Raw genomic sequence first — 22,101 nt, 5'->3', positions numbered from 1 at the left:
CTGGCATGAAAAGAAAAGACTTTTTAAAGCGCATCGGACTAGGCGCTGCAGCGATCCCCTTTTTGGGATTCAAAGATGTTATGGATGAACCGAGCAACCAAGAGGTTTTAGAGAATATGAGCTGTGACCCCTTGCCCGCAGAAACTGCTGGCCCCTACCCTGCCCCCTCTTCTATTACTAGCTCTACTTTAGTGCGTTCTGATATCACCGAGGGAACCCAAACGGGAATCCCCCTTAATTTTAGCATTACGATTCAAAATATTGATAATAACTGCCTAGCAGTAGCTGGCCTAAGAGTAGATGTTTGGCATTGTAATAAAAGGGGCTACTATTCCGCCTATGATGGCCAACCTGGCATTGATGGAACGGTAAATAATGCCGGGACCACCTGGCTCAGAGGTATCCAATATACCGATAGCAATGGTACTGTAAACTTTACAAGCATCTACCCCGGCTGGTACACCCCTCGGGCTACCCATATTCACATCCAAGTTTTTGATAGCTCCAATAACCTGCTATTGACTAGCCAACTGGCCTTTCCCGATAGCATCAATAGCACTGTTGATAGCTATTATGCCACTAGCGGCACCAATAGCTTTACGAATAGTAATGATATGGTTTTTAGCGACTCTTATACGGATGAACTGATGACCATTAGTGGCGATACGACCAACGGCTATACCGCCAGCAAAACCATTGGTATCAGCCTTGGCGTTTTGGGGGTAGAAGAGCATAGCTTAGAAACAGGCGGGCAGTTTAGCCAACTCAAGGCTTTTCCCAATCCCGCCCAAGATGAAGTATTCTTTAGTTTTCAGCTTCTACAAACCGCCAATGTACAGCTCAATATTATGAGTATTTCGGGGCAACAACTGGGACAAATTATTAAGTCCGATCTTTCTGCTGGCTTGCAGCAACTGGCCTACGACTGTAGCCAGCTGCCTGCTGGACAATATGCTTTTGAATTAGTGGTCCAAAATATTAGCGGGACCTTCAGACAGCAAAAGCTATTTATCAAGAGTTAATCTTCTTTGTTTGTTTATTTATTTTTGGAAGCAAGGAGTTGGTTGTGGAGGCCAGCTCCTTTTTTTGGGGGACTGTTTAACGTTTTGCGTTTACTTTTTACTGCTCCTAGAGACAAGCCCCTAGGCGACTATTGGCCAAATCCTAAGAAGCTAAAGACCCAAATTTTATTAGGATACACAAAATCCTGAACAGTCCCTGATGTACGCTTTTACAAATTGCAAATAGCTTCCCCAAGTTTACAACTGCCATTTCACAAATTCAGAATAGCTTGCCGCAACTGTAAGATGCCGTTTGGCATCTGCAGAATAGCTTGCCGCAACTGTAAGATGCCGTTTGGCATCTGCAGAATAGCTTGCCGCAACTGTAAGATGCCATTTGGCATCTGCAGAATAGGACATAAAGGTTTTGATGAGCTGTTCTGCATCTGCAGAATAGGGCATAAAAGTTTTGATGGGCTGTTTGATCTTTGGCCATGGCGGCTTAAAAGCCCCTGCTTCATTGAAGAAAGGCGAAGGTATTCAATTTTCAGGACCTGCAGCTTTTAAGCTGCAGGCCAAGGGGTGGTCAAAATCTAGCTTAGTGGTTCCGAAATTGGCTGCGGGTTTCAACCTGCAGCTATGGCCGAAGGCCAAACGGCCTAGCGATGTGCAGCAGTGCGGCGCAGCCGCAGACCAAGGCCGTCAGGCCGCAGGGCCGAGCGAACAGCGAGCTGCGCAACGTAGCGCCGCAGCTTTGCTGTGGAGGCCCCAAAAAAAAGCCCCTATTCTTAGGCAGAATAGAGGCTATACAATATATGTATCAGGAGGCTAGAAATCGAAATCTAGGCGTAGCGTATAATTGGCGGGAGCGGCTACTAGAGCGGGGCGTAGAGTATACTCTTGGTTGAGCAAGTTTTTGCCTACGACAGAGATCTTAGCGCCCCATTTTTCTTCACCTTCAGCATTTTTGAAAGCGTAGCGGTAGCCGATACGGGCGCTGAGGTTTACATATTCGCCACTATTGACGTGTTGGCGGTAGCGGCCGATACCGAAAGCATCAGCAGGACCAAAAGGGAGGTCAGCATCGGAGAAAACGAGATCTTGGAACACCTTATCGATAGCGAGCATACGGCTACTAGCGTTAACAGAGAGTCCGACCGAGAGGTTATTTTCTTTGAGGAAAAAGGCTTCGGCATCAAACTTAATAGTATGGCGGGCGCGATACTTCAGGATATTGGTAGTATCGTTAGAGCTGAGAAGTTGTTGGCGCTCGTCAAAATCTTGGAAGCGGGGATCGAGGAACGTATAGCCAGCGAGGAGGTTCATATCTACGCCAGCGATTTTTCCGGTACCCATTACGCTAAACTCAGCACCACGGATATTTGTATTTCCGATATTAGCTGATTGGAAGAAAATGGGAGTGGTACCATTTTGCACACCAGCAAGCTCGATAGCATTGATAGCGGCAGTATCTCCGCCACCAAAAGAGAACTCCATCATATTCTGGTATTGGGTCCAGAAGAAAGAGACATCAACAAATCCCTTCCAGTTAGAAGTAATCATGAAACCTTGTTTGATACCGATTTCGGCAGACCAACCAGTTTCTGATTCTAGTTCGGGATTTGCTCGGATTTCGAGGCCAACTCCGGCGGGGTCGCCTACGAAAGTAGTGATATATCGTTCGGCGATTGTGGGATAGCGATAACCTTGGCCCCAAGAGGCGCGAAGGAAAGTAAAGGGTGTCAGCTCATAATTTACTCCGGCGCGGAAAACGGGTTTAGCTTCAACAGAGCGGGGTTCGGGGTTCTCAATTTTGGGTTGAGAGACAGAAACCTGCACAGAATCGGGGCTAATAATGGCGTTACGTTCGATACGGGCGCCGAAAGAGAAATTGAGTTTACTATCGCCAAACTCATCGGTAAGGAAGCCCTTATCGAGTTGGACATAGGCGGCATAATTAGAGATATCGTATTCAGCATCTCCATAGAGTTGAGATTGGGCGGCAGAATACTGGCCTACTAGGCCGGCCACCATTTTGAGGCCTTGCAATTGTTTGAACTCTCTTTGGAGCTGGTACTCGCCATAGTAGAGCGTAGAGCTATTACTTTGGTTATTGCCATTATCGTTGCTAATATAATAGATACGAGTTTGTAGGCGGTGGCGATTCCCTTTTTTATCGAAATAAGTGAGGTAGGGATCGACATTGATCCGAGAAGTCACCGATTGGGTAACAGAGGCGGGATAAGTAAAATGCGTTAGGCTATCGACCGCTTCTCGTGAAAGCGAGACAAAGGCCAAGTTATTCCAGAGGAAGAAAGAAGAAGAATTTCCGAAATTCACATTGATATTTGCACCAACATTGAGGCTGTCGGTAAAGCGGTAGCGGACATTAGCGTTGGCTCTGAGTTTACGTTCGTACTCTCCGCCTAGGTAAGAATCCTTATAGAAACCGTTAGCTCCTAGGGTAAGATCGAGTTTACCGATTTTGCGGCGGTGGGCCAAAGAGGCGCCAAACTCGATGGGTTTGCGATAGCCACGGGGGCCGGCTAGCCATTGGGGAGCAAAAGTACTATCATAATAAGTAGCGCCTTCATCATTGGTGAGGCGGGCAGAGATAGAATCTTGGGCCCACCAAGCTTGTCCAGTTACATTTACTGTACTATCGGGATCGAGGAAATAGGGAATCGTACGATTTCGTGGCTTGGCAAAAGAAGTTTGGAAAAGCGAGAACTTTGTAACGGGTTTAGCTTTGGCGTAGGCTGTGCGGATATTGATAATTCCGTTTAGGGCCGAAGAGCCATAGAGAGCAGAGGCGGCCCCTTTGAGGACCTCGATTTGCTCAATATTTTCTACGGGGATATCTCTCCAGTTGGCAAAGCCGGCATCGGCAGACATGAAGGGGAGATCATCTACAAGGATAAGCACGCGGCTACCGGCTCCATAAGAATAGCCAGAGCCCCCACGGATATTGGCTTGGCCGTCTACTACCGTAACGCCAGGCACCTTATCGACCACCTCATCTACCTTTGTAGCGTTGGTATTATCGACCAAAGTGGGTTTTACCACATCAATAGAGACCGTATTTTTGGCCAGTTGCGTACCGGCCTTAGAGCCCGTTACGGTCACTGTTTTCATGAGGTTATCCTCCTCTTTCATTTCCACATTGATCTCTTTGGTTTCGCCAGCGGCTAATTCCAGATCAAAAGATTGATCGGCTAGGCCGATATAAGAGACCGTCATTTTATAGGTTCCGGCATCTACAGAGATCATATATTCTCCAGAAAGCACATCGGCCCCGGCGCCAGTCACTAACTTGCCCTCCGTATTAAGGATACGGAGGGTAGCGGGAAGGGGTTCTTTAGAGTTAGCGTCGGTCACGACACCCTTTACCGTGGCTTTTTGCCCATAGGCCCAGCTAGTCAGCAAACTGAGTAGCAGGCAAAGGCCCAATACGTTAAAGTTTTTCATTTCATCAAGTTTTAAAGTATATTTTGGATGTTCTGCGTTGGACTCATTGAGCAAAACGCCGACAAATTTAAGGCAAATAAACTAATTTCTAGGTAGATGTATAATTTTCTTCCATTTGGCGCTTCTCTTCTTATTTATTTTGGATAGGCAGAGGCTAGCCAAACAAAAGTAGGGGAAGCAAGCTAAAAGCCTTTGCTTCTAAAATTAGATGGGCAAAAAAGGGGGGAACTTCTACCAAAACGGGCCATTTAGCCTCATTTTCCTTAGCTTGCTCTAGTTGCGGGCTTAAAAAAACTAAGGAAAAAGATTTTGTTTGCCGATAATCTTTAACTTTGTAAGCCTAACAAGCAGCTCACAATAAAATTATGAACCTTTAAATTTATATCTGATGAAAGGACTACGACTAACCCTTTTCTTGGCCCTATCACTTTTTGTTGGCCAACAACTTTTTGCTCAAGCCACTACAGCTTGTAATAACAAAACAGCTCCCGAAGTACAAACTGGCATAAATAGCTATGATGTAGGGGGGACTGTTTGGACGCCTGCACCTCCTATGAGTGTACAGGCTGTTGGTTTTGCCAATGTAGAATACCTCATCGTTAAGAAGGGGACTTGTGCTCTAGATAGCGCTCGTACGGCCTGTGACACCACTAATGGCGGTGGCGATGTGATTATTGGCGCCGATGATGATGGGATCCTTGACCCCGCTACCCTTGGCCGTTATGGCGTAACGGTAATGCCTGGCGATACCTTTGGTATGATTGCCTTGGGCTATGACCTCAATCAGGTGAAAACCTTGTTGGATGCTATTTTGACCAACACGATTCCTATTACCAACCTACCTTGCTGCAACATCTTTGAGCTAGATGCCAACACGGCCGGTTTCTGCGATACCCTTGCTGTTTTGGGTATCTCTAGCTCTAATGATATCAATGGCCTAGCTGATGTATTGACTGTTTTTGATGCCTTTACCGATGCGCAGCTTTCTGCTCCTGCTTTGGTTTCTTATATGGACCTTGTAAACAGCTACACTAGCACGGTTTCTAATGCTAACTGTGGTGATGAGACCGACAACGTACTCATCTGCTATGGCGTTAACCCTTCTCAGGCGCACTACTACCGCACCTCTGCTACTGTAGCCACTACGCATATCGATGGCCTCAATGCCTTTAGCGTATTCCCCAACCCTGCCGCTGGCGATGTACAATTGTTCCTCGATCTTCAGGAGGAGCAGGATCTACAGATCAACATCTATAACAGCTTGGGCCAACGTCTACACAGCCAAAACCTAGGCAAGCAAATGGGCCAACAGCAATTCCAGTTGCCTACTGCTCAGTTTACTGCGGGTATCTACCTCATCGAGATCAACAATGGCAGCGCTTCTAGCACACAGAAAGTTATCTTGCGCTAATTTGCCGCTATTAGGAATATTATCATAAAAGACTATTTGAGAACGCTAGCTAATTAGCTTCTTTAATAGTCTTTTTTTTTGGGGCCTCAGCTGCGGCTGCGCCTTGCTGCGCTATGTTTTGGGGCTCGCAGGTCTGCTCGGCCCTGCGGCGGCTTTGCCGCCTGGGTCTGGCCTACGGCCACCCCGTCACAGCGCTAGGCCGATTAGCGCTCGGCCCATACATTTTAGCTAATCAATTAAACTATTATAATTATGCGTCAATTTTCTTTTTTCGCAGTTTTGCTACTGCTTTGTAGCCAGTACAGCTGGGCCCAATGCCCCAACTGCACCGTCAATCTTCCGCAAATGCCTGCCGATACGATTTATCTCGACAGCATTCCCAACGCTATGCAAAATAGCTACTATGAGGAAGAAATTAGCTTCCGTTTACCTTATACCACTACGCCATTAGTGGCCCTAGATTCTACGATTCCTTCTGGAATTAACCTGTCTGGTTTTCAGATTGTGGGGGTTTCTGGCCTTCCTTTGGGCATGAATTTCTTGTTTGACCGCCCACTTCCGGCCGTTTATGATGAGGATAGCCCCGATACTCGTGATGGTTGTGTTACGCTTTGTGGTACGCCCCTACAAGCCGATACCTTTATTGTGGTCATTTCTGTTTTGGCCGAAACGGGCATTTTGCCTCCTCAGCCTGCAGATATTCCCCTTACTTTTGTGGTATCTCCCGATACTTCTGCAGGCTTTACGCTTACGCCTAATTCGGGTTGTGCCCCTCTAGAGGTCAATTTTACTAATAGTATTCAGGTAGACCCCAACTTTAATCAGGCGGCTACCTATAGCTGGGACTTTGGCAATGGCCAAAGCAGCACAGATGAAAACCCTGCGGCAGTCACTTATGCCGATAGTGGTACTTATGCCATTACTCAAGAGGCTATTATTAGCACAACAGAGTACTTTACCTACCTTAGCGGAATTACAATTACGGCTGCTAGTTGTCAAGATGCAATTGGCGATCCTGAAATCTTCCTAACTGTACAAGGCAGCCAATCGGGTATTGATACCATTACGGGCGGTGGAGCGACCAATGTTCCCACTAGTCAATTGCCTTTGGCTTTTAGCTTTGCGCAAGATATTCCCTTAATTTCTGGAACTCGCTATACCATTGATGTAGATGAGGATGACTCTTTTAGTTCTCAGTTTCCTTCTATTCAGGACTGTGGAGTAGTTGACTTTGCGGCAGATACTGCGGCTAGTGTATTCAGCCTAACGGATGGCGCTCTTGAATTGACCGTTAACTTGAGCTACGACACCTTAGTAACTTATGATACGGTAAGCACCACAGAATACGTAGTGGTTCAGAACTGTACTTCTATAGAGGAGGTAGAGCAAATTTTGGCTAGCTTTAAGGTCTATCCCAACCCCAGCCAAGGTCTACTTCATGTAGCCTTTGAGGTACCTGGCCAAGAGCAGGCGAGCAGCAGCCTTCGTTTGGTTGATCTATTGGGCCGTGAGCTCTTGTTCTTGCCCTTGGGCCAAAGAACTGGCGCACAAACGCAAAGCCTAGACCTTTCTGCTTATCCAGCGGGCATCTATAACCTACAATTGCAAATTGGTGATCGTCAGGTATATCGCAAAATCCAGTTGATGGACTAAGCGATAGCAGGATGTAAAAAGAGAAGGCCCAAACTACTTAGTCTAGTTTGGGCCTTTTTGCGTTGGGCAGGCGGCGAAGCCGCCGCAAAGGAGCGCAGCGACGCGGCTGAGGGGCTGTAGCAGGGCCGCCGAAGGCGGCAGACCGAGGCGCTGAAAGCGCCGAAGGGCCGAGCGAACAGCGAGCTGCGCAATGGCCCGACCCGAGCGAAGCGAGTGGGCAGCCCCAAAACAGTTCTATAAGAAGCATTTTAAAAAAAATGTACCTAAATGTTGGATTTTCTTTGCGGTCCTGAAAACTTATCCTTATAATTGTATAAATAACAGTTATAAAACTACGCATTTTAGCTTAAAACAGGCTAGACTGCATTAAAGTCATCAGCCAATTATGAATCCAAAAGAAAGAAAGCGGCTTATTGCCAAGCTAAAGCAGCTGCTGGATCATTTTAAGGAATATCCATTTTTAGCGCTTATGTATCCTGGCTTAAAGGAGCAAATCAAGGAATTGGAGCAGGAGCTAGTCTATAGCCAAGTAGAGAAAAAGGACAAAGGAGGATTGTTTAACGGCAAAGCCTTGGCTCGTTTTCGGGAGTATGTCTCTGCGATTGAGGGTTTAGTTTTGAGTTTTAAGGAAGTGGGCACGGATTTCAGCTCCGAAGATTTTTTGCCCGCCAGATCTTGGGAAGAGGGAAAAAGCAAGCTAGCGGAACATCTTCCCGCTGATATAGACAGGGCATTTCAGCCTGCGCGGGAGGCCATTCAGCAGACCGTTGATCGTTTATCGGGGCCGGTTAATTTGGCAGATCTTAGCTCATCGATAAAGCAGGCGGTAGAAGCGGCTTATTCGGAGCTAGATTTTTCGAACCTTAAGAATACGACAAGCTTGAAAGCGGTTCGCAAATTGGATATTCCGGTCTTAACTCATTTTCTAGACAACAAGAGTCGTTATAAGGTAGCGCCTAGCTGCGGCTTAAATGCCAAAGCGCTATTTGGTAGCCTTGAAGCTTTGCTTAAGGATAATAATGCCATGACGGTTACGGAACTGCATGCAGACTTGGGTAAAGTAGTTCGAGGCTGGTGGGGAGAGCTAACAAATTTGAAGTCTTCTCAATATGCCAAAGTCCCTGTAGATGGGCCAAAGATCATTACTAACCTATGTACTGCGGTGACCTCCTTGGGGAATCACCCTATAGCAAACAATTTTGCAGAGGACTTGGGCAGCCTACTTCAGGCTGCTAATCAGCAATCGCCTTTAATTTTGGAGGACTTCATTGCTGCGATTCTCTCTTCTTCTACAGATGAGTTGGTGTATCAAATGGCCAGTCCAGAGGAACTGCAAGATATCCAACAAACTACCTTTTTTAGTGACCGATTGGGCAGCCTGCAAGTAGCAGATATTTTTAAGCAGGCCATAGATAAGAGCTCGCCTTATTATACGGCTGCACAGTCTGGTTTTGACTCCGGCTTAAGTACAAAATTAAATCATTGGAAAAGTACTTTACAACTAGCCTTGGGAAGTAGTGCAGATACGGTCTTGCTATTGGATGGGGCTGATTTCAGCGCAAATTTATTCAAAACCTTTATTGCAAACAAGGTCGATAAGCGTTTTGAGGCTATTCGGCAGCAAATCATGGCTATCCCTATTGAGGACATTGTATTGAGTGGGCATAAGGATCTGGGGATTTTTAATGCGCAATGGATAAGCGTTTGGAGCAACAGCATTGGCCAATTGGACCTAAGCAGCATTACTCATTTGGAGGACATCCCCAAGAAAGTGGAGCTTTTTGAAAACTGGCAGCAATTTTTGCCCAATGATCAGGTTGTGGCCACGGCTTTATACTCGGCTATTTCGAACAAGCAAGATCTGGCTTTAGAGGCGGTAGCTAAGGTGAACCAAAAGGTGAACCATCTGCAGCAGAACCAGCAGCAAATGAAGGCCAAGCAAGATGCAATTTTGCAAAAGCAAGAAGACATTGCGGCACAACAGCGGCAAACGGCCGAAGATATTCAGAGCATCAAGAAAGAGATCAAGGAAATCAAGGGGAGCATTAAGGAAATGCAAGCTCAGATTGGCAGCCTACTCGATCAATCGATTGAAGCGGCCAAGGCCGAGAGAGTTGATATTGACAAACTGGTAAATCCGGAAGAGCTATTTAAGAACATAGCGCGGCCAGACTCGGCGATAGAAGCCAAACTCAAGGAGGTGGTCAATGAATACCTTGCGACAAAAACAGCAGATTTAGCCTACAAGCAAAATCTGGGAAAAGTGGGCACGCCTCCTATTAGCTACATGGGGCTTGTTACGGGAAACATCAGCGTTACGGGATGCTTTTCGGCCAAGCTGAAGGCTGCCATGGCCAAAAACAGTCCATTAAACATAACACTTTCGGGCCAGGCTGAATCTGAGCTCAGTCTTAACCTCAATCTGAATGTGGCCCAAATACCACTTACCAAATACAGTCTGGCAAAAGCTACACTCTCTGGCCATTTAAATCTAGCGGGCAAAATCATTGCGGGCTTAACGATCACGGAAATGACCAAAATGGTTGGGCGCGTACAAGCGGGTTTGGTCTTATCGACCAATGCGACCTTGACCTTTTCCATTGCCGACAAGTGGCAGGTTTATGAATATACCAGCAGCAGTTTGAATCTACTGGTAGCTCGTACCCCTGTTTATCAGGCTAGTTTTGACATCAAAAATCTGAAGTTCAGCTGTAGCAGCCCTGAAGGGGGCTACAAGCTTGAGATGCACCCTGATTTAAAAGTCGCACTCAGCACAGCGGCCAATGCCCTTAAGCAAGCATCTACCTATGTCGGACATAGCGCGCTTAATTTTGCCAAAAAGAAAATTAAGGCCTATGGGGATCTCATTGTAAGGGCTTGGAACGAGCTCCCTTCTTTTAGCTAAGCATAAAATTTAATCAAGAGTTAGGGCTTGGCCCCTTAGTATTAGTTTTCAATCTCCTATTTGGGTTATTGACTAGCGGACTAATGTCGGTGGCCAGGCTACTTCCTCCTTTCTTATCAATATTTAAACCTTACCCATGACAAAAGTAGAATTAGAATTGGCCTTGGCCCAAGCCATGATGAGCCAACCGCCTCAGTTATCTTTGGCGGAAGAGCTGGCCCAACAGGCCCTTAACGACTTCCCCAATGAGCCCTTTGGCTATCAGTATCTTATTGAGCTGGGGCAAAATCGCAAATATCCGCCTTATCAGATGTTGGAAGACTGTCGGATTAAGCTATATCAGTTGGAGCTAGAGCCTTTGGAGCAGCTCTTTCAGTTGGCTGCGCTCAAATGGCAGCAATCGGACTTTGATGCGGCCCTCTTGATTTACCAGCAAATTTTGGAAAAAGACCCTCAGTATGTTGCGGCTCTATTGGGAGCGGGACAATACTTTTTGCAGATTAAGGAAGAGGCTCAAAAGTCCCTACACTTCTTTTATTTGGCCCTAGAAATAGAACTGAGCTACGAGGCTATACGGTCCACGGCTCAGGCTCACTTTGCTTTAGAGGAATATCAACGAGTGATTTTCTTTTTAGAAAAACTCCCACTTCGAGAAGAAGTAGATGCGGAAGTCCTGCGCCTACTCGCAGAGAGTTATGAGGCTTTGTCTCAATTTGATCAGGCCCTAGAACAATGGAAAGCGCTCTGCTTGGCTTTTCCGGAAGATGGACGCTACTATCAGAGTGCTGCTTGTTTATTGATTCAGGAAAAGCGATATGTCTCTGCCCTACAGCATAGTCAGCGGGCGATAGACTTGCTTGGAAAAGACAAGCTAAGCGATACTTTTCTGGAGGCTGCTTATCGACTTTATATGACTACGGGACTGCCTGCCAAGGCCATTGAGGTCATGCAGCAACTTTTGCTGCGTTTTGAGGGGGCCCTGATTTATGAGCTGCAGTTATTGCAAGCCGAGCGAGCCGATAATCATGCTCGTTTTCCTAGCCATTTGGCAAAGCTCAAGCAGCTAGACAACCCTTGGATTTTTAACAACTGCTTGTTAGAAGAGGCACTTTACCTCTTACAGCAGGGCAAAATGGCCGAAGCCGAAGCGCAGCTGTTTGGCATGCTAGAGCAAGAAGGGCAGGGCAGTTTGGCCAGTTATGGATTGGGCATTTTGGAGCAAAAGCGAGAAAACTGGGATGCCGCTTTTTATTATTTGTATCAGGCGCAGGAGCATGAAGAAGAGCGGGCAACAGAGCAGATTGCCTACTACTTTGGCGGCTACTTAAAAGAAAAAGCCCAAAAGATTATGGCCGAAAGAGCAGAAGAGATGAAAGCACTTTTGTCTTTAGATGACTTTGCGGGCGTTCCCCGAAAAGCTTGGCAATTTAGCCGATTGAAGGAGGAGCCCCAAGAAGAGGGACATCCCACAGAAGAGTGGCTTGAACGTTTGAAAAAGCAACACATCTATTTTGGTCCAAAGGCTGGTATCTGGAGAAATGAACAGGGCCATTACATTCGCTTTGCCTATGCTTTGGTGGCGCAGCAAGCGCCCGATGTTTTGGATATTCAGCTTTATCCATTAAATGGCTTGACGCCCCTAAACTGCCGCCTAGCCTTGAGAGAGGGCGAACTACTTTGCTGTATAGAGCGGCAACCCATTATGGTGTATCGGGAAGAAGAGTCTCTAAAACCTGAGCTAATTGATGCTTTGAGCCAAATTGGCTCGGCGAATTAGTTCTTTTTGGAGGTAGAAGGCGCAAAGCGCCTTGGCTGAGGGATGGTAGGGGGTGGCCGCAGGCCAGACCGAGCTTTTTTGAGCAAAGCGAAAAAAAGCGATGGGCCGAGCAGACCTGCGAGCCCCCGCACAGCCCGACCCGGCCAAAGGCCGGGGCAGCCCCAAACTAATAAATTCACCTACAATCAAAATAACTCAAGATGAATAAGATTTTTTTGTTTAGCCTATTGATCAGTTTACTATTTACGCAAGCTGCAGAGGCCCAATTGCTCAATCGGGTAAAGCGGGGCGAAAAGGCGGCTGTTGTTCCTGATGCGCCCACTGTAGCAGAAGCTCGATTGATGAACAAGGAAGAGCGCTCGGATTTATATGCCAAAATATACCCTTTGCGGACAGATAGTGCGGCCTACTTTATCGAAGGGCTGGATTTGGGGGTACATATGGCAGATGGAAGCAAATTAAAGTTAGCAGCGGCTGTGGCTAGCGGCAATCGTTTTGTCCTGCCCTTAGAAGGCTTTCCGATCTTTCATTTGACCGAAATTGGGTCGATAAAAGGCGATGAATATGTAGAAAAGTATAGTCAGGCCAAGGATATTATTCCAGAAGGCAGCCTCCTTTTAGCTGTAGAATGTCCAAAAACCAGTGTGTATAAAAATGGGCAAGAAGCCTACAACTTATATGATGAAAAAGTGGAGCGTCGGATGTTGCAACTGGCCGATGGGCAATATATTTTATTCAGTTTTAAGGAAGATGAGCAGGATTATAGCCAGGCGTTAAATCTGCTGGCGGTATTGGGCAAAGACAAGGCGGCGGCTCGGCAATTTTATGCTGATGGTCGGGCCGAGGCCATTATCAAAGAGATTCTGGAAAAGAGAGACCAAAAAGTAAAGGCCTATCATGATGAAGTGGCGGCTCGGCATGCAGCGGCCAAAAAAGAGCGTTTTGAGCGGGCCAGTTCGGTTCGTTTTCCGGCCAAAGGAAAAAGCCAACTACCAAAATCGATTCGAGAGAAATGCCTGAACGAACTAATTGCTATTAGCAATAATGGTGGCTATGATATTGGTCCCCTACTCTACTTTAATATTACCTCCGACGATTTTAGTGTTCAGCGACATAAAAACGGCTACATTCTCTATCGATATTGGCGGGGGGCTATGGCTACCGATGAAAAAGAGGAAGGTCTGGCTCGAATTATCCAGTTTGAGCTTAGACAGCAGTATTTGGGGGATGGAAATTATAGTGAAGAAGTGGGTATAGCCCTAATTCGTTACTATGAGCGCAACTATATGCTAGAGAAAAACGTCCCCTTTGGGCAGTAATCTGTAGCTAAAAAAGCCCAATTGACCAAATAAGATTCTCCTAAAAAGGAAGCAGCCTCCTGAATTACGTATAGAATTCCCTATCTTTGCAGCCGATTTATAGTCTGAAAGAACGTATAGGCCCTATTGGCCTACAATTGAATAACTTACAATTAAAATAATGGGAAATTCTAGGAGTACAGTCATTGGTTTTGCGCTGCTCTTTCTACTTTGGATGGGTTATGTTTGGGTAAACAGCCCCTCTCAGGCCGAGATAGAAGCGGCTGCACAGGAGAAGAAACGCCTTGATGATAGCACCGCCCTGGCTGACAGTCTACAATTGGTACAGGCACAAGCTATGCAAGCCGCCAAAGCGCAAGCTAGCAGCAAAAAGGATGAAATTCTAGCCGATAGCAGCCTAAGCCAAACGGAAAAGGATAGCTTAATTGCTCAACTACCAACAGCCCCTCAGGCTAGCTCTTTGGAAAAAGAGCTATTTGGTCCTTTTGCCGCTGCAGCCAGCTGCCAAGGCGAATTGCAAACCCTTGAAAATGACAAAATCAAAGTTACTTTCAATACCAAAGGGGGACGCATTGTAGATGTAGAACTAAAAGAGTTTAAGGGCTACGACCATGAAACAGCCGATAGCCGCGATAAAAAAGCCCTACACCTACTCAATAATGCCAAAGATCGCTTTAGCTATTTTATTCCCTTGGCCAATGTAGGCAAAGGCGGTATTGAAACCCAAGACCTCTGCTTTCAGGCAGAAGCAAAAGGGAATGTACTCGTTTTTAGAGCCTATGCCGCCAACGATAAAGAGTTTATTGAACAGCGCTACGAGATTGGCGAATCAGGCTATCTGCTCAATTATGATTTTGCCCTACAGGGACTCGATCGCTATATTCCTAAAACAGCTAATAGCATCCCCTTTAGCTGGCAAAGTAACCTCAATAAAATTGAGAAAAATCCTAGCTATGAGCGCCGTATGTCTTCTATCCATTTTAAGGAGGTAGAAAGCAGCCCAAGCTACTGTACCTGCGGTTCTGATGCCGAAGAAACCCTCGAAAAAGAGGTACAGTGGGTCAGCCATGCTCAGCAGTTCTTTAATAGCTCACTCATTATTGATGGTAGCAACAAACCCAAAAGTGGCCAATTGCAAACCTTCATGATGCCCGATGATTCGGCGCATTTGAAAAGCTTGACCACCCGCCTCAATTTCCCCCTCGCCAATGCCAATAATCTGGTCTATAACATGCGCATCTATCTTGGCCCCAACGATTATGACGGCCTAAGCAGCATTGATGTAGGATTGGAGCGGATTATTCCTTTTGGTTGGAGCATCTTCGGCTTTATTAGCCGACATGTGATCCGCCCCCTATTTAACTTCCTCGCCTCTTTTATTCCTAGCTACGGACTCATTATTATCATCCTGACGCTGCTCATCAGAGGCCTGATGTTCCCTCTTCAATACAAAATGCTCAAGTCGAGCGTGAAAATGAGTATCCTCCGCCCTCAACTGAGCAAGCTCAAAGAGAAGTATAAGGATGATGCCCAAGGCATGCAGATGGAGCAAATGAAAATCTATCAGCAATATGGCGTTAGCCCCTTGGGCGGCTGCCTGCCGATGGTCCTCACTATGCCAATCTGGATTGCCCTCTACCGCTTTTTCCCGGCCTCTATCGAGTTCCGCCAAAAAAGCTTCCTCTGGGCCGATGACCTCGTTAGCTACGACTCGATTTTTGACTTTGGCTATATCCCCGTCATCTATGACTTTTATGGCGATCACGTGAGTTTGTTCACCCTCCTTTGGTGTGTGTCTATGTTTGCTTACCTCACCTACAACGGCCGCCAACAAATGGACATGATGGCAGATAATCCCAATGCCAAAATGATGAAGTATATGCAGTATGCCTTCCCCGTCATCTTCTTCTTTGCCCTCAATAGCTGGGCGGCGGGCCTTACTTGCTACATGCTCTTCTCTAACCTCTTTAACATTGGCCAAACCTTCTTGGTAAAGTCGGTCCTTCTCGATAAGGATAAGCTAGCCGCCGAAATGGAACAGCAACGCCAAGATCGCGAAGCTAACCCCAAAAAGAAATCTGGCTGGCAAGCTCGCTACCAAGATATGATGGAGCAACAACGCCAAATGCTCGAAGAACAAAAGAAGAATAAAAAGAAGAAATAATTTATTTTTGCCCCTGAAGCTTTTTTCAGGGGCTTTTTTTGTCCCTTTCTCTCCTCTTTTTCGTCTAGTTAGATAATGAGCTGCTGTATTTTGGGGCCTCCGCTGCGGCTTCGCCTTGCGGCGCTACGCTACAGGGCTCGCAGGTCTGCTCGGCCCTTCGCAGGCTTCGCCTGCTCGGTCTGGCCTGACGGCCACCCCTCCGCATCGCTAGGCCTGCGGCCCTATCGGGCCTGTAGATCGCAAAAAGAGGATTAGTTTTCGTCTGCCGTTTAACTTTGCTACTGTGAAAAAACTCGATAAACTCTTAGTCATTAGCTTTCTCCCCCCTCTAATCATCTGGTTTTTGGTGGCGGTCTTTATCTTCAATATGCAGTTCCTCTGGAAGTATGTCGATGATATTGTGGGCAAGGGACTAGAAGTACATATTATTCTCGAATTGCTCTTTTATCAAGCCCTGGCTATGGTCCCTCAAGCCCTGGTCTTTGGGGTGGTCATTGCCTCGGTCATGACCCTGGGCAACCTCTCTGAACACTATGAGCTGGCTAGCATGAAATCCGCAGGAATTTCACTTATTCGCATTTTGCGCCCACTCTTTTTCTTTGTGCTGCTGCTCGGAGGCGCCTCCTACTTTTTCTCCAATGTAATTATTCCCGTTACGGCCCTGCAATTTAAAACTCGGCTCTACGATATCCGAAAACAACGACCCGCCCTCGATCTGCAAGTGGGCCAATTCAATAATGATTTTCGGAATATGACGATTTATATTGGCGGAAAAAATGGCAACCAGCTCGAAAATATGCGCATCTACGATCATAGCGAGCAAAGAGGCAATAGCAGCCAAACTAACGCCCACTTTGGCCAACTTAGCCTCTCTAAAGATAAACGCTACCTTCTGCTAGAACTAGAAGACGGCAAACGCTTTGAAGAAATGCAACAGGGTCTCGATAAAAAGACCAGCTTCTATCCCTTTATGCGGATGAATTTTAAAAGCTATCGCTCTGTTTTTGACCTCTCCGAATTTGATTTTTCTGAAACCGATAAGGACCTTTTTAAAAATCATTATTCTCTGCTCAATAGTAAGCAGCTCCTCAATGGAATTGACTCTATTTTGAGTAAAAGAGCCCGACGCCTACAAGAATTACAACGCAATACCGATAACTTCTTTTACTTCCGAAAAATGGGCGGCTCAACAGTGGATAGCCTGGGCAAACGGCCCGATAAACAATATATTCCCTTTGCTCATTTGGCCCAAGCGCAGCCCTTGGCGGGCTCCAAAAACTGGAAAAGCATTGTGGAGCAAATTCCCAAAATGGACCGACACGCCATTTACCAAAGAGCTCAAAGTTTTGCCCGAAATATTAAAACACAGGCCCAAAATGTTAATCGTGGCCTCCCCCACTATGAAGAAGATGTAGCCGAGCATGAAAATGAACTGCATAAAAAAATCATTTTTGCCCTAGCCTGTGTACTTTTTCTCTTTGTAGGCGCTCCAATGGGGGCTATTATCAAAAAAGGAGGCTTTGGTTGGCCCATTTTTGTGGCCTTTGTCTTTTTCATGACCTTTTTTGTCCTCCATCTTACCGGAGAACGCTTGGCCAAAAAACTCGTTTGGCCCTGTTGGGCAGGCTCTTGGCTCCCTATTTTAGTTTTACTTCCCATGGCCATTCTGCTTTCTAGAGCAGCCCTAAAAGATGCTCAACTGATTAGCTTCTCTAGCATTTGGAGCAAGATTAAAAGTATTTTACCACAAAAGAAAAAGGCCTAAGATGCAAGGATTTTGGACCTTTTGGCAAAAGCATCAGCTCTATTTTCATCTGATGCTTTGGCCCATTTTATTGGGCTGGATTCCGGCCCTACTCTTTGATAAAGGGGATGGCGTTCACTTTTTTTTAGACTTTAGAGGGCCAAAACTCAACCTCTTTTTTAGGCTGTTCACACAGGCCACTGAAGGCTTTGCTCTGCTCTTTTGTTTTGGCGCTCTACTGTTTATTCGTCTGCGCTACAGCCTACTTTTTGTATTCGGGACGGGCCTAAGTTTGGTCCTGAGTCAGGGACTTAAACTCTTTTTTCAGTTTCCTCGACCGCAGCCCTATTTTCTACATTTTAGAGGAGAAGTTTTAGCCGCTATAGAACATCTACCACAAAAAACGAGTTGGGTATCGAGCTTTCCCTCTGGCCACAGCATGGTTTCGGCCTGCTTGTTTGGCTTATTGGCCCTTTGGAGCCCTCGGCCTAGTTTGCAGGTATTTTTTGCCCTAATTGCCTTAGGGGTAGCCTTTTCTAGAGTATATTTGGGCCAGCATTTTTTGCAAGATATATTAAGCGGTTGTGCTTGGGGGAGTTTACTAGCGGGCCTGATTCACTACTTTAGCCAAGATTGGGCAAAAACAGGAGGCCCAATGATCCAAGTCCGACTTCCTTTTGGAAAAAGCTAGGCGACAACCTTTGGTAAAAATATGATTCATGGACCTTTTAACAGAAATTAAAGCGCTAGAGCAAAAAGCTCGGCAGCTAGAACCCGACACCCAAGAGCGGCAGAAATACTGGACCGCCGTACAAGATTATGCAGAAGATTTCTTGGGGCAAATCGAGGAGATTCCAGCCTATGTAGAAAGCGAAAAAAAGGGCCGAGAGCTGCTTGACGCAGAGATTGGTCCAGCCCGTTCGTTAAATGAACTCTTGGCCCTTATGGGGCAAGCCCTAGATAAGCCAGGACTAAATCCAGCTTCTGGTGGGCACCTAGGCTATATTCCTGGAGGCGGGCTCTACCCTTCGGCCCTAGGCGACTTTCTGGCTGCGGTTTTCAACCGTTATGCGGGGGTGTTCTATGGCTCGCCGGGGGCGGTACGCATGGAAAACCAGCTGCTAAAATGGTTAGCTAAAAGCCTTAACTTTCCCGATACCGCCGCTGGAAACCTCTGTTCGGGAGGGTCTATTGCCAACCAAATTGCCATTGGTTGTGCTCGGGATGCGGCCCAACTAAAAGCGAGAGACTTTGAGCGGGCCGTTATTTACAGCAGCAAGCAGGTGCATCATTGCGTGCATAAATCTATCAATATGGTGGGTTTGCGAGAGGCGCAAATCCGTTATATTCCGATGGATGAGCGTTTTCGGATGCGGGCCGATATTTTGGTCCAACAAATTGCGAAAGATAGAGCGGAGGGTCTCCTTCCCTTTATGGTGATTTGTTCGGCGGGGACCACCGACAGCGGAGCAATAGACCCATTGGAGCAAATTGCCGACTGCTGTGCGGCCGAAAACATCTGGATGCATGTAGATGCCGCCTATGGTGGTTTTTTCTACTTAGTCGATGAGCTTCGCCCTAGTTTTAAGGGCTTGGAGCGGGCCGATTCTTTAGCTATTGATCCACATAAAGGACTATTTTTGCCTTATGGCACGGGGGCCGTCTTGGTTCGGGATGGGCAACAACTCTTCGAGTCGCAGCATTTAGAGGCCAGTTATTTACAGGATGCCTATTTAGACACCGAAGAAGTATCGCCTGCGGATTTATCGCCAGAGCTAACCAAACACTTTAGGGGCTTGCGGATGTGGTTGCCCTTACAACTTTTTGGCCTTGAACCTTTTGTTGCGGCCTTGACAGAAAAGCGGCGATTGACCCAATATTTTTATCAAAAAATACAAGAACTGGGCTTTGAGGTGGGTCCTCCGCCCCAGCTCAGCGTTATGTTATACCGTTATTGCCCCAAAAGCGGAGGGCAGAACAGCTTTAATTTAGCTTTGGTCAAAAAAGTGCGGCAAGATGGTCGAGTTTTCTTATCTTCCACAACAATAGAGGGGCAAGTATACCTTCGTTTGGCGGTCCTTTCCTTTAGGACCCATTTGCAGACCATAGACAACTGCCTGCAAGTACTAGCAGAGGCCAAGGCGGCCTTATTGGCTAGTGGCGAATGGTCCGATTAGGCGGCGAAGCCGCCCTGGCCCGAAGGGGCAGAACGGCCTAGCGATGTGCAGGGGTGGCCGCAGGCCAGACCGAGCTGGCAAAGCCAGCGAAGGGCCGAGCGAAGAGCGAGCCCCGAAACGTAGCGCCCGCCGAAGGCGGAGGCCCCAAAAAAACAACAGCATAAAACAACAGCTATGATAGAAAGAGATTTTTGGCTCCTGATAGATGCCGTCAAGCAGGCAGCGGGAGATGATCAGCAGAAGTATGTCGCTTTATTGGAAAAGCGTTTGGAGGCGATGACCTCGGATAGTATTCGGCGGCATGCCGTTTATTTGATGCAGCTTTTGCAACAGAGCAGCACCGAAGAAGTTTGGGCTGCGCATTATTTAATCAATGGAGGATATGAAGAGTGGGGATTTGAGGACTTTCGGTATTGGTTAGTGGCCCAAGGCAAGCAATTTTTTTATGATTGTTTGGCCAATCCTGCGGAATTTCTTTGCGAGCAGGTCAATATTGAGGAAGGCGACAACCCCGAGCTCAGTTTTTATGAATTTTGGTCGGCCTTTAAGACCGCCTATGAGCGGAAGAGTCAGCGCAACCTCTGCCATACCTATGACTGGCTTAGCGAGTATGAAAAAGTGCAGCAAGCTGAATTTAGCTTAGAAGAGAAGATGCGTCCATTGGCGCAAGAATATAAACTACGGAAGCGTTACCCCGCTTTATTTCAGAAGTTTTTTCAGAACTTCTACTATCGTTTACAGAAATACCAAGAGCAGCAATCTCCATCTACAGAACCCGCTTAATTGTTCCATTTATGCTTAGTCGATACGAACTTCAGTTGGCCGAACTCCTGGCCCAAAAGAGCCTTAAGAAACTAGATGCCAGCCGAAAAGGCTTGCAAGAGCTCCCCCAAGAAATTGGGCGTTCTAAGGGCATGAAACAGCTCAATATAGAAGACAACCGCTTGAGCGACCTTCCTGACAGCCTGGCTAATTTGGGGCAATTGGAGTGGTTAGACATTTCGGACAATCGTCTATCGCCCTTACCCAAAGTGCTATTTCAGCTTCGGAAACTGCGTTGGCTGGACCTATCGAACAATGGCTTGAGCGAATTGGGAGAAGAATTGGCGGCTTGGGAAGAGCTCATGCGTTTGGATTTAAAGAACAACCAATTGCAAGCACTGCCTAATCACTTTGGGCAACTCAAGGCCCTGCGCAAACTGCTATTGGAGCGCAACCAACTATCGGCCCTGCCAGCTAGTTTTGGGCAATTGCAGCAACTACAGCAGCTTGATTTATCGGAAAATGCCTTCACTCAACTGCCAGAAGAAATTGGGCAGCTCAAAGCCTTAAAACAGCTCAGCCTTAGTGCCAACCCCATGCCTCAGTTGACTAAGGTACTGGGCCAGCTCTCCAATTTGGAGGAACTACAGGCCGAAGGCTTGGGACTGGAAGAAGTTCCGAAAGAAATTGGCCAACTCAAGAATTTGCAGAGCCTATTTTTGGGCTACAATCGCTTAAAAAGCTTAGCCGCCGAACTAGGCAATTGTTCGGCTTTGGAGCAGCTTGATTTGGGGAACAATCGCTTAGAAAGGCTACCCCTAAACTTGGCCCGTTGTCAGCAGCTCAAGGTCTTGAACTTAGAAGACAACCCCTTGGGAGAGCTGCCCTTATTGTTGCAAGAAATTCAGGTCCTAGAGGAATTGGACATGAGCAACTGTAATCTAGTAGATTTAGGGGCAGGTTTAAGCTTGCCCGCCCTACATTGGTTAGATCTATCGGCTAATCAGCTGCGGGATTTGCCTAGCAACTTTGGGCAACTGACGGCCTTGAGTTGGTTAGACCTTAGAGACAACCAACTGCAAAAATGGCCCAAGGCCTTAGAAGGGCTCAGTCAGATTCGACAGCTTCTTTTGGCGGGGAACTTCCTTCGTCAGATTAACCTCAGCGACTTAGACTGGCCAGAACTGGAGGAATTGGACCTCAGTAAAAATGAATTGACGGAATTATCTGGGCAATGGGATAAACTGCCTCAACTGCGTCAGCTCAATCTAGAAAAGAACCAACTGGCCCAACTGCCAGAAGACTGGCGGCCCTTGAGTAATTTGGAAGAATTGGATCTATCGGACAACCAGCTAGACAGCTTGCCCCAGAGCTTGGGCGAATTGGACCAGATTCAGTGGCTCGACCTGAGAAACAACCAGTTTACTGAATTTCCTCAGGCCCTGCTGCCTTTAGTGGGCCAACTGCAGGCCCTTTACTTGAGCGAAAACAACTGGAGTGAGTCGGCCTTGGCCCTTTGGAAAACTCATTTTGAGGAAGTCATTGTGGACCTAGAGCTATAGGCCTTTTACCTAATTTAGCCCTTTAGGCCTTTCACTAGTAAAAAAGGATGCCCTTGCCCTATCTTTGTCATGCAATCGGGAGGGAACACCTCCTTAAATTGCACTTCAATTAAGTTTGGGGTAAATCATGGGGATTACAGAGCAGCAGCCTTGGGGAA

Annotated in this window: 14 protein-coding genes; 12 read left to right on the top strand and 2 right to left on the bottom strand. The window is 46.9% G+C overall.

Annotated features, from left to right (window positions below; all coding sequences use genetic code 11):
• The first annotated feature begins 5 nt into the window (after positions 1-5).
• The gene (locus OP864_RS09510; RefSeq protein WP_270097973.1) at positions 6-1,022 is read left to right on the top strand and encodes a T9SS type A sorting domain-containing protein; all 1,017 of its coding nucleotides are present in this window, start codon (positions 6-8) and stop codon (positions 1,020-1,022) included.
• Between the two features lie 237 nt (positions 1,023-1,259).
• Here the strand turns inward: OP864_RS09510 and OP864_RS09505 are convergent, their stop codons facing one another.
• Both OP864_RS09505 and OP864_RS09500 read right to left on the bottom strand, forming a co-directional pair.
• Positions 1,260-1,463 carry a hypothetical protein gene (locus OP864_RS09505; RefSeq protein ID WP_270097972.1) on the bottom strand — a complete coding sequence of 68 codons (204 nt, stop codon included), beginning with the start codon at positions 1,461-1,463 and terminating at the stop codon, positions 1,260-1,262.
• 366 nt (positions 1,464-1,829) lie between these two features.
• Positions 1,830-4,469 carry a TonB-dependent receptor gene (locus OP864_RS09500; RefSeq protein WP_270097971.1) on the bottom strand — a complete coding sequence of 880 codons (2,640 nt, stop codon included), beginning with the start codon at positions 4,467-4,469 and terminating at the stop codon, positions 1,830-1,832.
• A 388-nt stretch (positions 4,470-4,857) separates the two neighbouring features.
• On the opposite strand from OP864_RS09500, the gene OP864_RS09495 reads away from it, so the two are divergent.
• From OP864_RS09495 to OP864_RS09440, 11 genes are all read left to right on the top strand, one after another.
• On the top strand, positions 4,858-5,880 hold the full coding sequence (locus tag OP864_RS09495; RefSeq protein ID WP_270097970.1) for a T9SS type A sorting domain-containing protein: 1,023 nt from the start codon (positions 4,858-4,860) through the stop codon (positions 5,878-5,880).
• A 252-nt stretch (positions 5,881-6,132) separates the two neighbouring features.
• The gene (locus OP864_RS09485; protein WP_270097968.1) at positions 6,133-7,533 is read left to right on the top strand and encodes a T9SS type A sorting domain-containing protein; all 1,401 of its coding nucleotides are present in this window, start codon (positions 6,133-6,135) and stop codon (positions 7,531-7,533) included.
• 385 nt (positions 7,534-7,918) lie between these two features.
• Complete coding sequence (locus OP864_RS09480) at positions 7,919-10,438, top strand: hypothetical protein (RefSeq protein WP_270097966.1); 2,520 nt, start codon at positions 7,919-7,921, stop codon at positions 10,436-10,438.
• 136 nt (positions 10,439-10,574) lie between these two features.
• Positions 10,575-12,215 (top strand): tetratricopeptide repeat protein, encoded by a 1,641-nt coding sequence (locus tag OP864_RS09475; RefSeq protein ID WP_270097965.1) that lies wholly within the window; start codon positions 10,575-10,577, stop codon positions 12,213-12,215.
• Between the two features lie 200 nt (positions 12,216-12,415).
• Entirely contained in the window at positions 12,416-13,534 is a 1,119-nt protein-coding gene (locus tag OP864_RS09470) for a hypothetical protein (protein WP_270097964.1), read from the top strand.
• Positions 13,535-13,694: 160 nt separating this feature from the next.
• The gene (yidC, locus tag OP864_RS09465; RefSeq protein ID WP_270097963.1) at positions 13,695-15,698 is read left to right on the top strand and encodes a membrane protein insertase YidC; all 2,004 of its coding nucleotides are present in this window, start codon (positions 13,695-13,697) and stop codon (positions 15,696-15,698) included.
• Between the two features lie 283 nt (positions 15,699-15,981).
• The gene (locus tag OP864_RS09460; RefSeq protein WP_270097961.1) at positions 15,982-17,463 is read left to right on the top strand and encodes an LptF/LptG family permease; all 1,482 of its coding nucleotides are present in this window, start codon (positions 15,982-15,984) and stop codon (positions 17,461-17,463) included.
• A 1-nt stretch (position 17,464) separates the two neighbouring features.
• Complete coding sequence (locus tag OP864_RS09455) at positions 17,465-18,133, top strand: phosphatase PAP2 family protein (RefSeq protein ID WP_270097960.1); 669 nt, start codon at positions 17,465-17,467, stop codon at positions 18,131-18,133.
• A 28-nt stretch (positions 18,134-18,161) separates the two neighbouring features.
• Positions 18,162-19,619 (top strand): pyridoxal phosphate-dependent decarboxylase family protein, encoded by a 1,458-nt coding sequence (locus tag OP864_RS09450; protein ID WP_270097959.1) that lies wholly within the window; start codon positions 18,162-18,164, stop codon positions 19,617-19,619.
• Between the two features lie 174 nt (positions 19,620-19,793).
• Positions 19,794-20,402 carry a DUF4240 domain-containing protein gene (locus OP864_RS09445; protein WP_270097957.1) on the top strand — a complete coding sequence of 203 codons (609 nt, stop codon included), beginning with the start codon at positions 19,794-19,796 and terminating at the stop codon, positions 20,400-20,402.
• A gap of 11 nt (positions 20,403-20,413) precedes the next feature.
• Positions 20,414-21,943, top strand: a complete 1,530-nt coding sequence (locus OP864_RS09440; protein ID WP_270097956.1) for a leucine-rich repeat domain-containing protein — start codon at positions 20,414-20,416, stop codon at positions 21,941-21,943.
• Positions 21,944-22,101 lie beyond the last annotated feature (158 nt).

The organism is Saprospira grandis, from assembly GCF_027594745.1.
Taxonomy (GTDB): Bacteria; Bacteroidota; Bacteroidia; order Chitinophagales; family Saprospiraceae; genus Saprospira; species Saprospira grandis.
The sequence above is the reverse complement of the archived record's forward strand: the minus strand, read 5'-3'. Positions and strand labels throughout refer to the sequence as shown.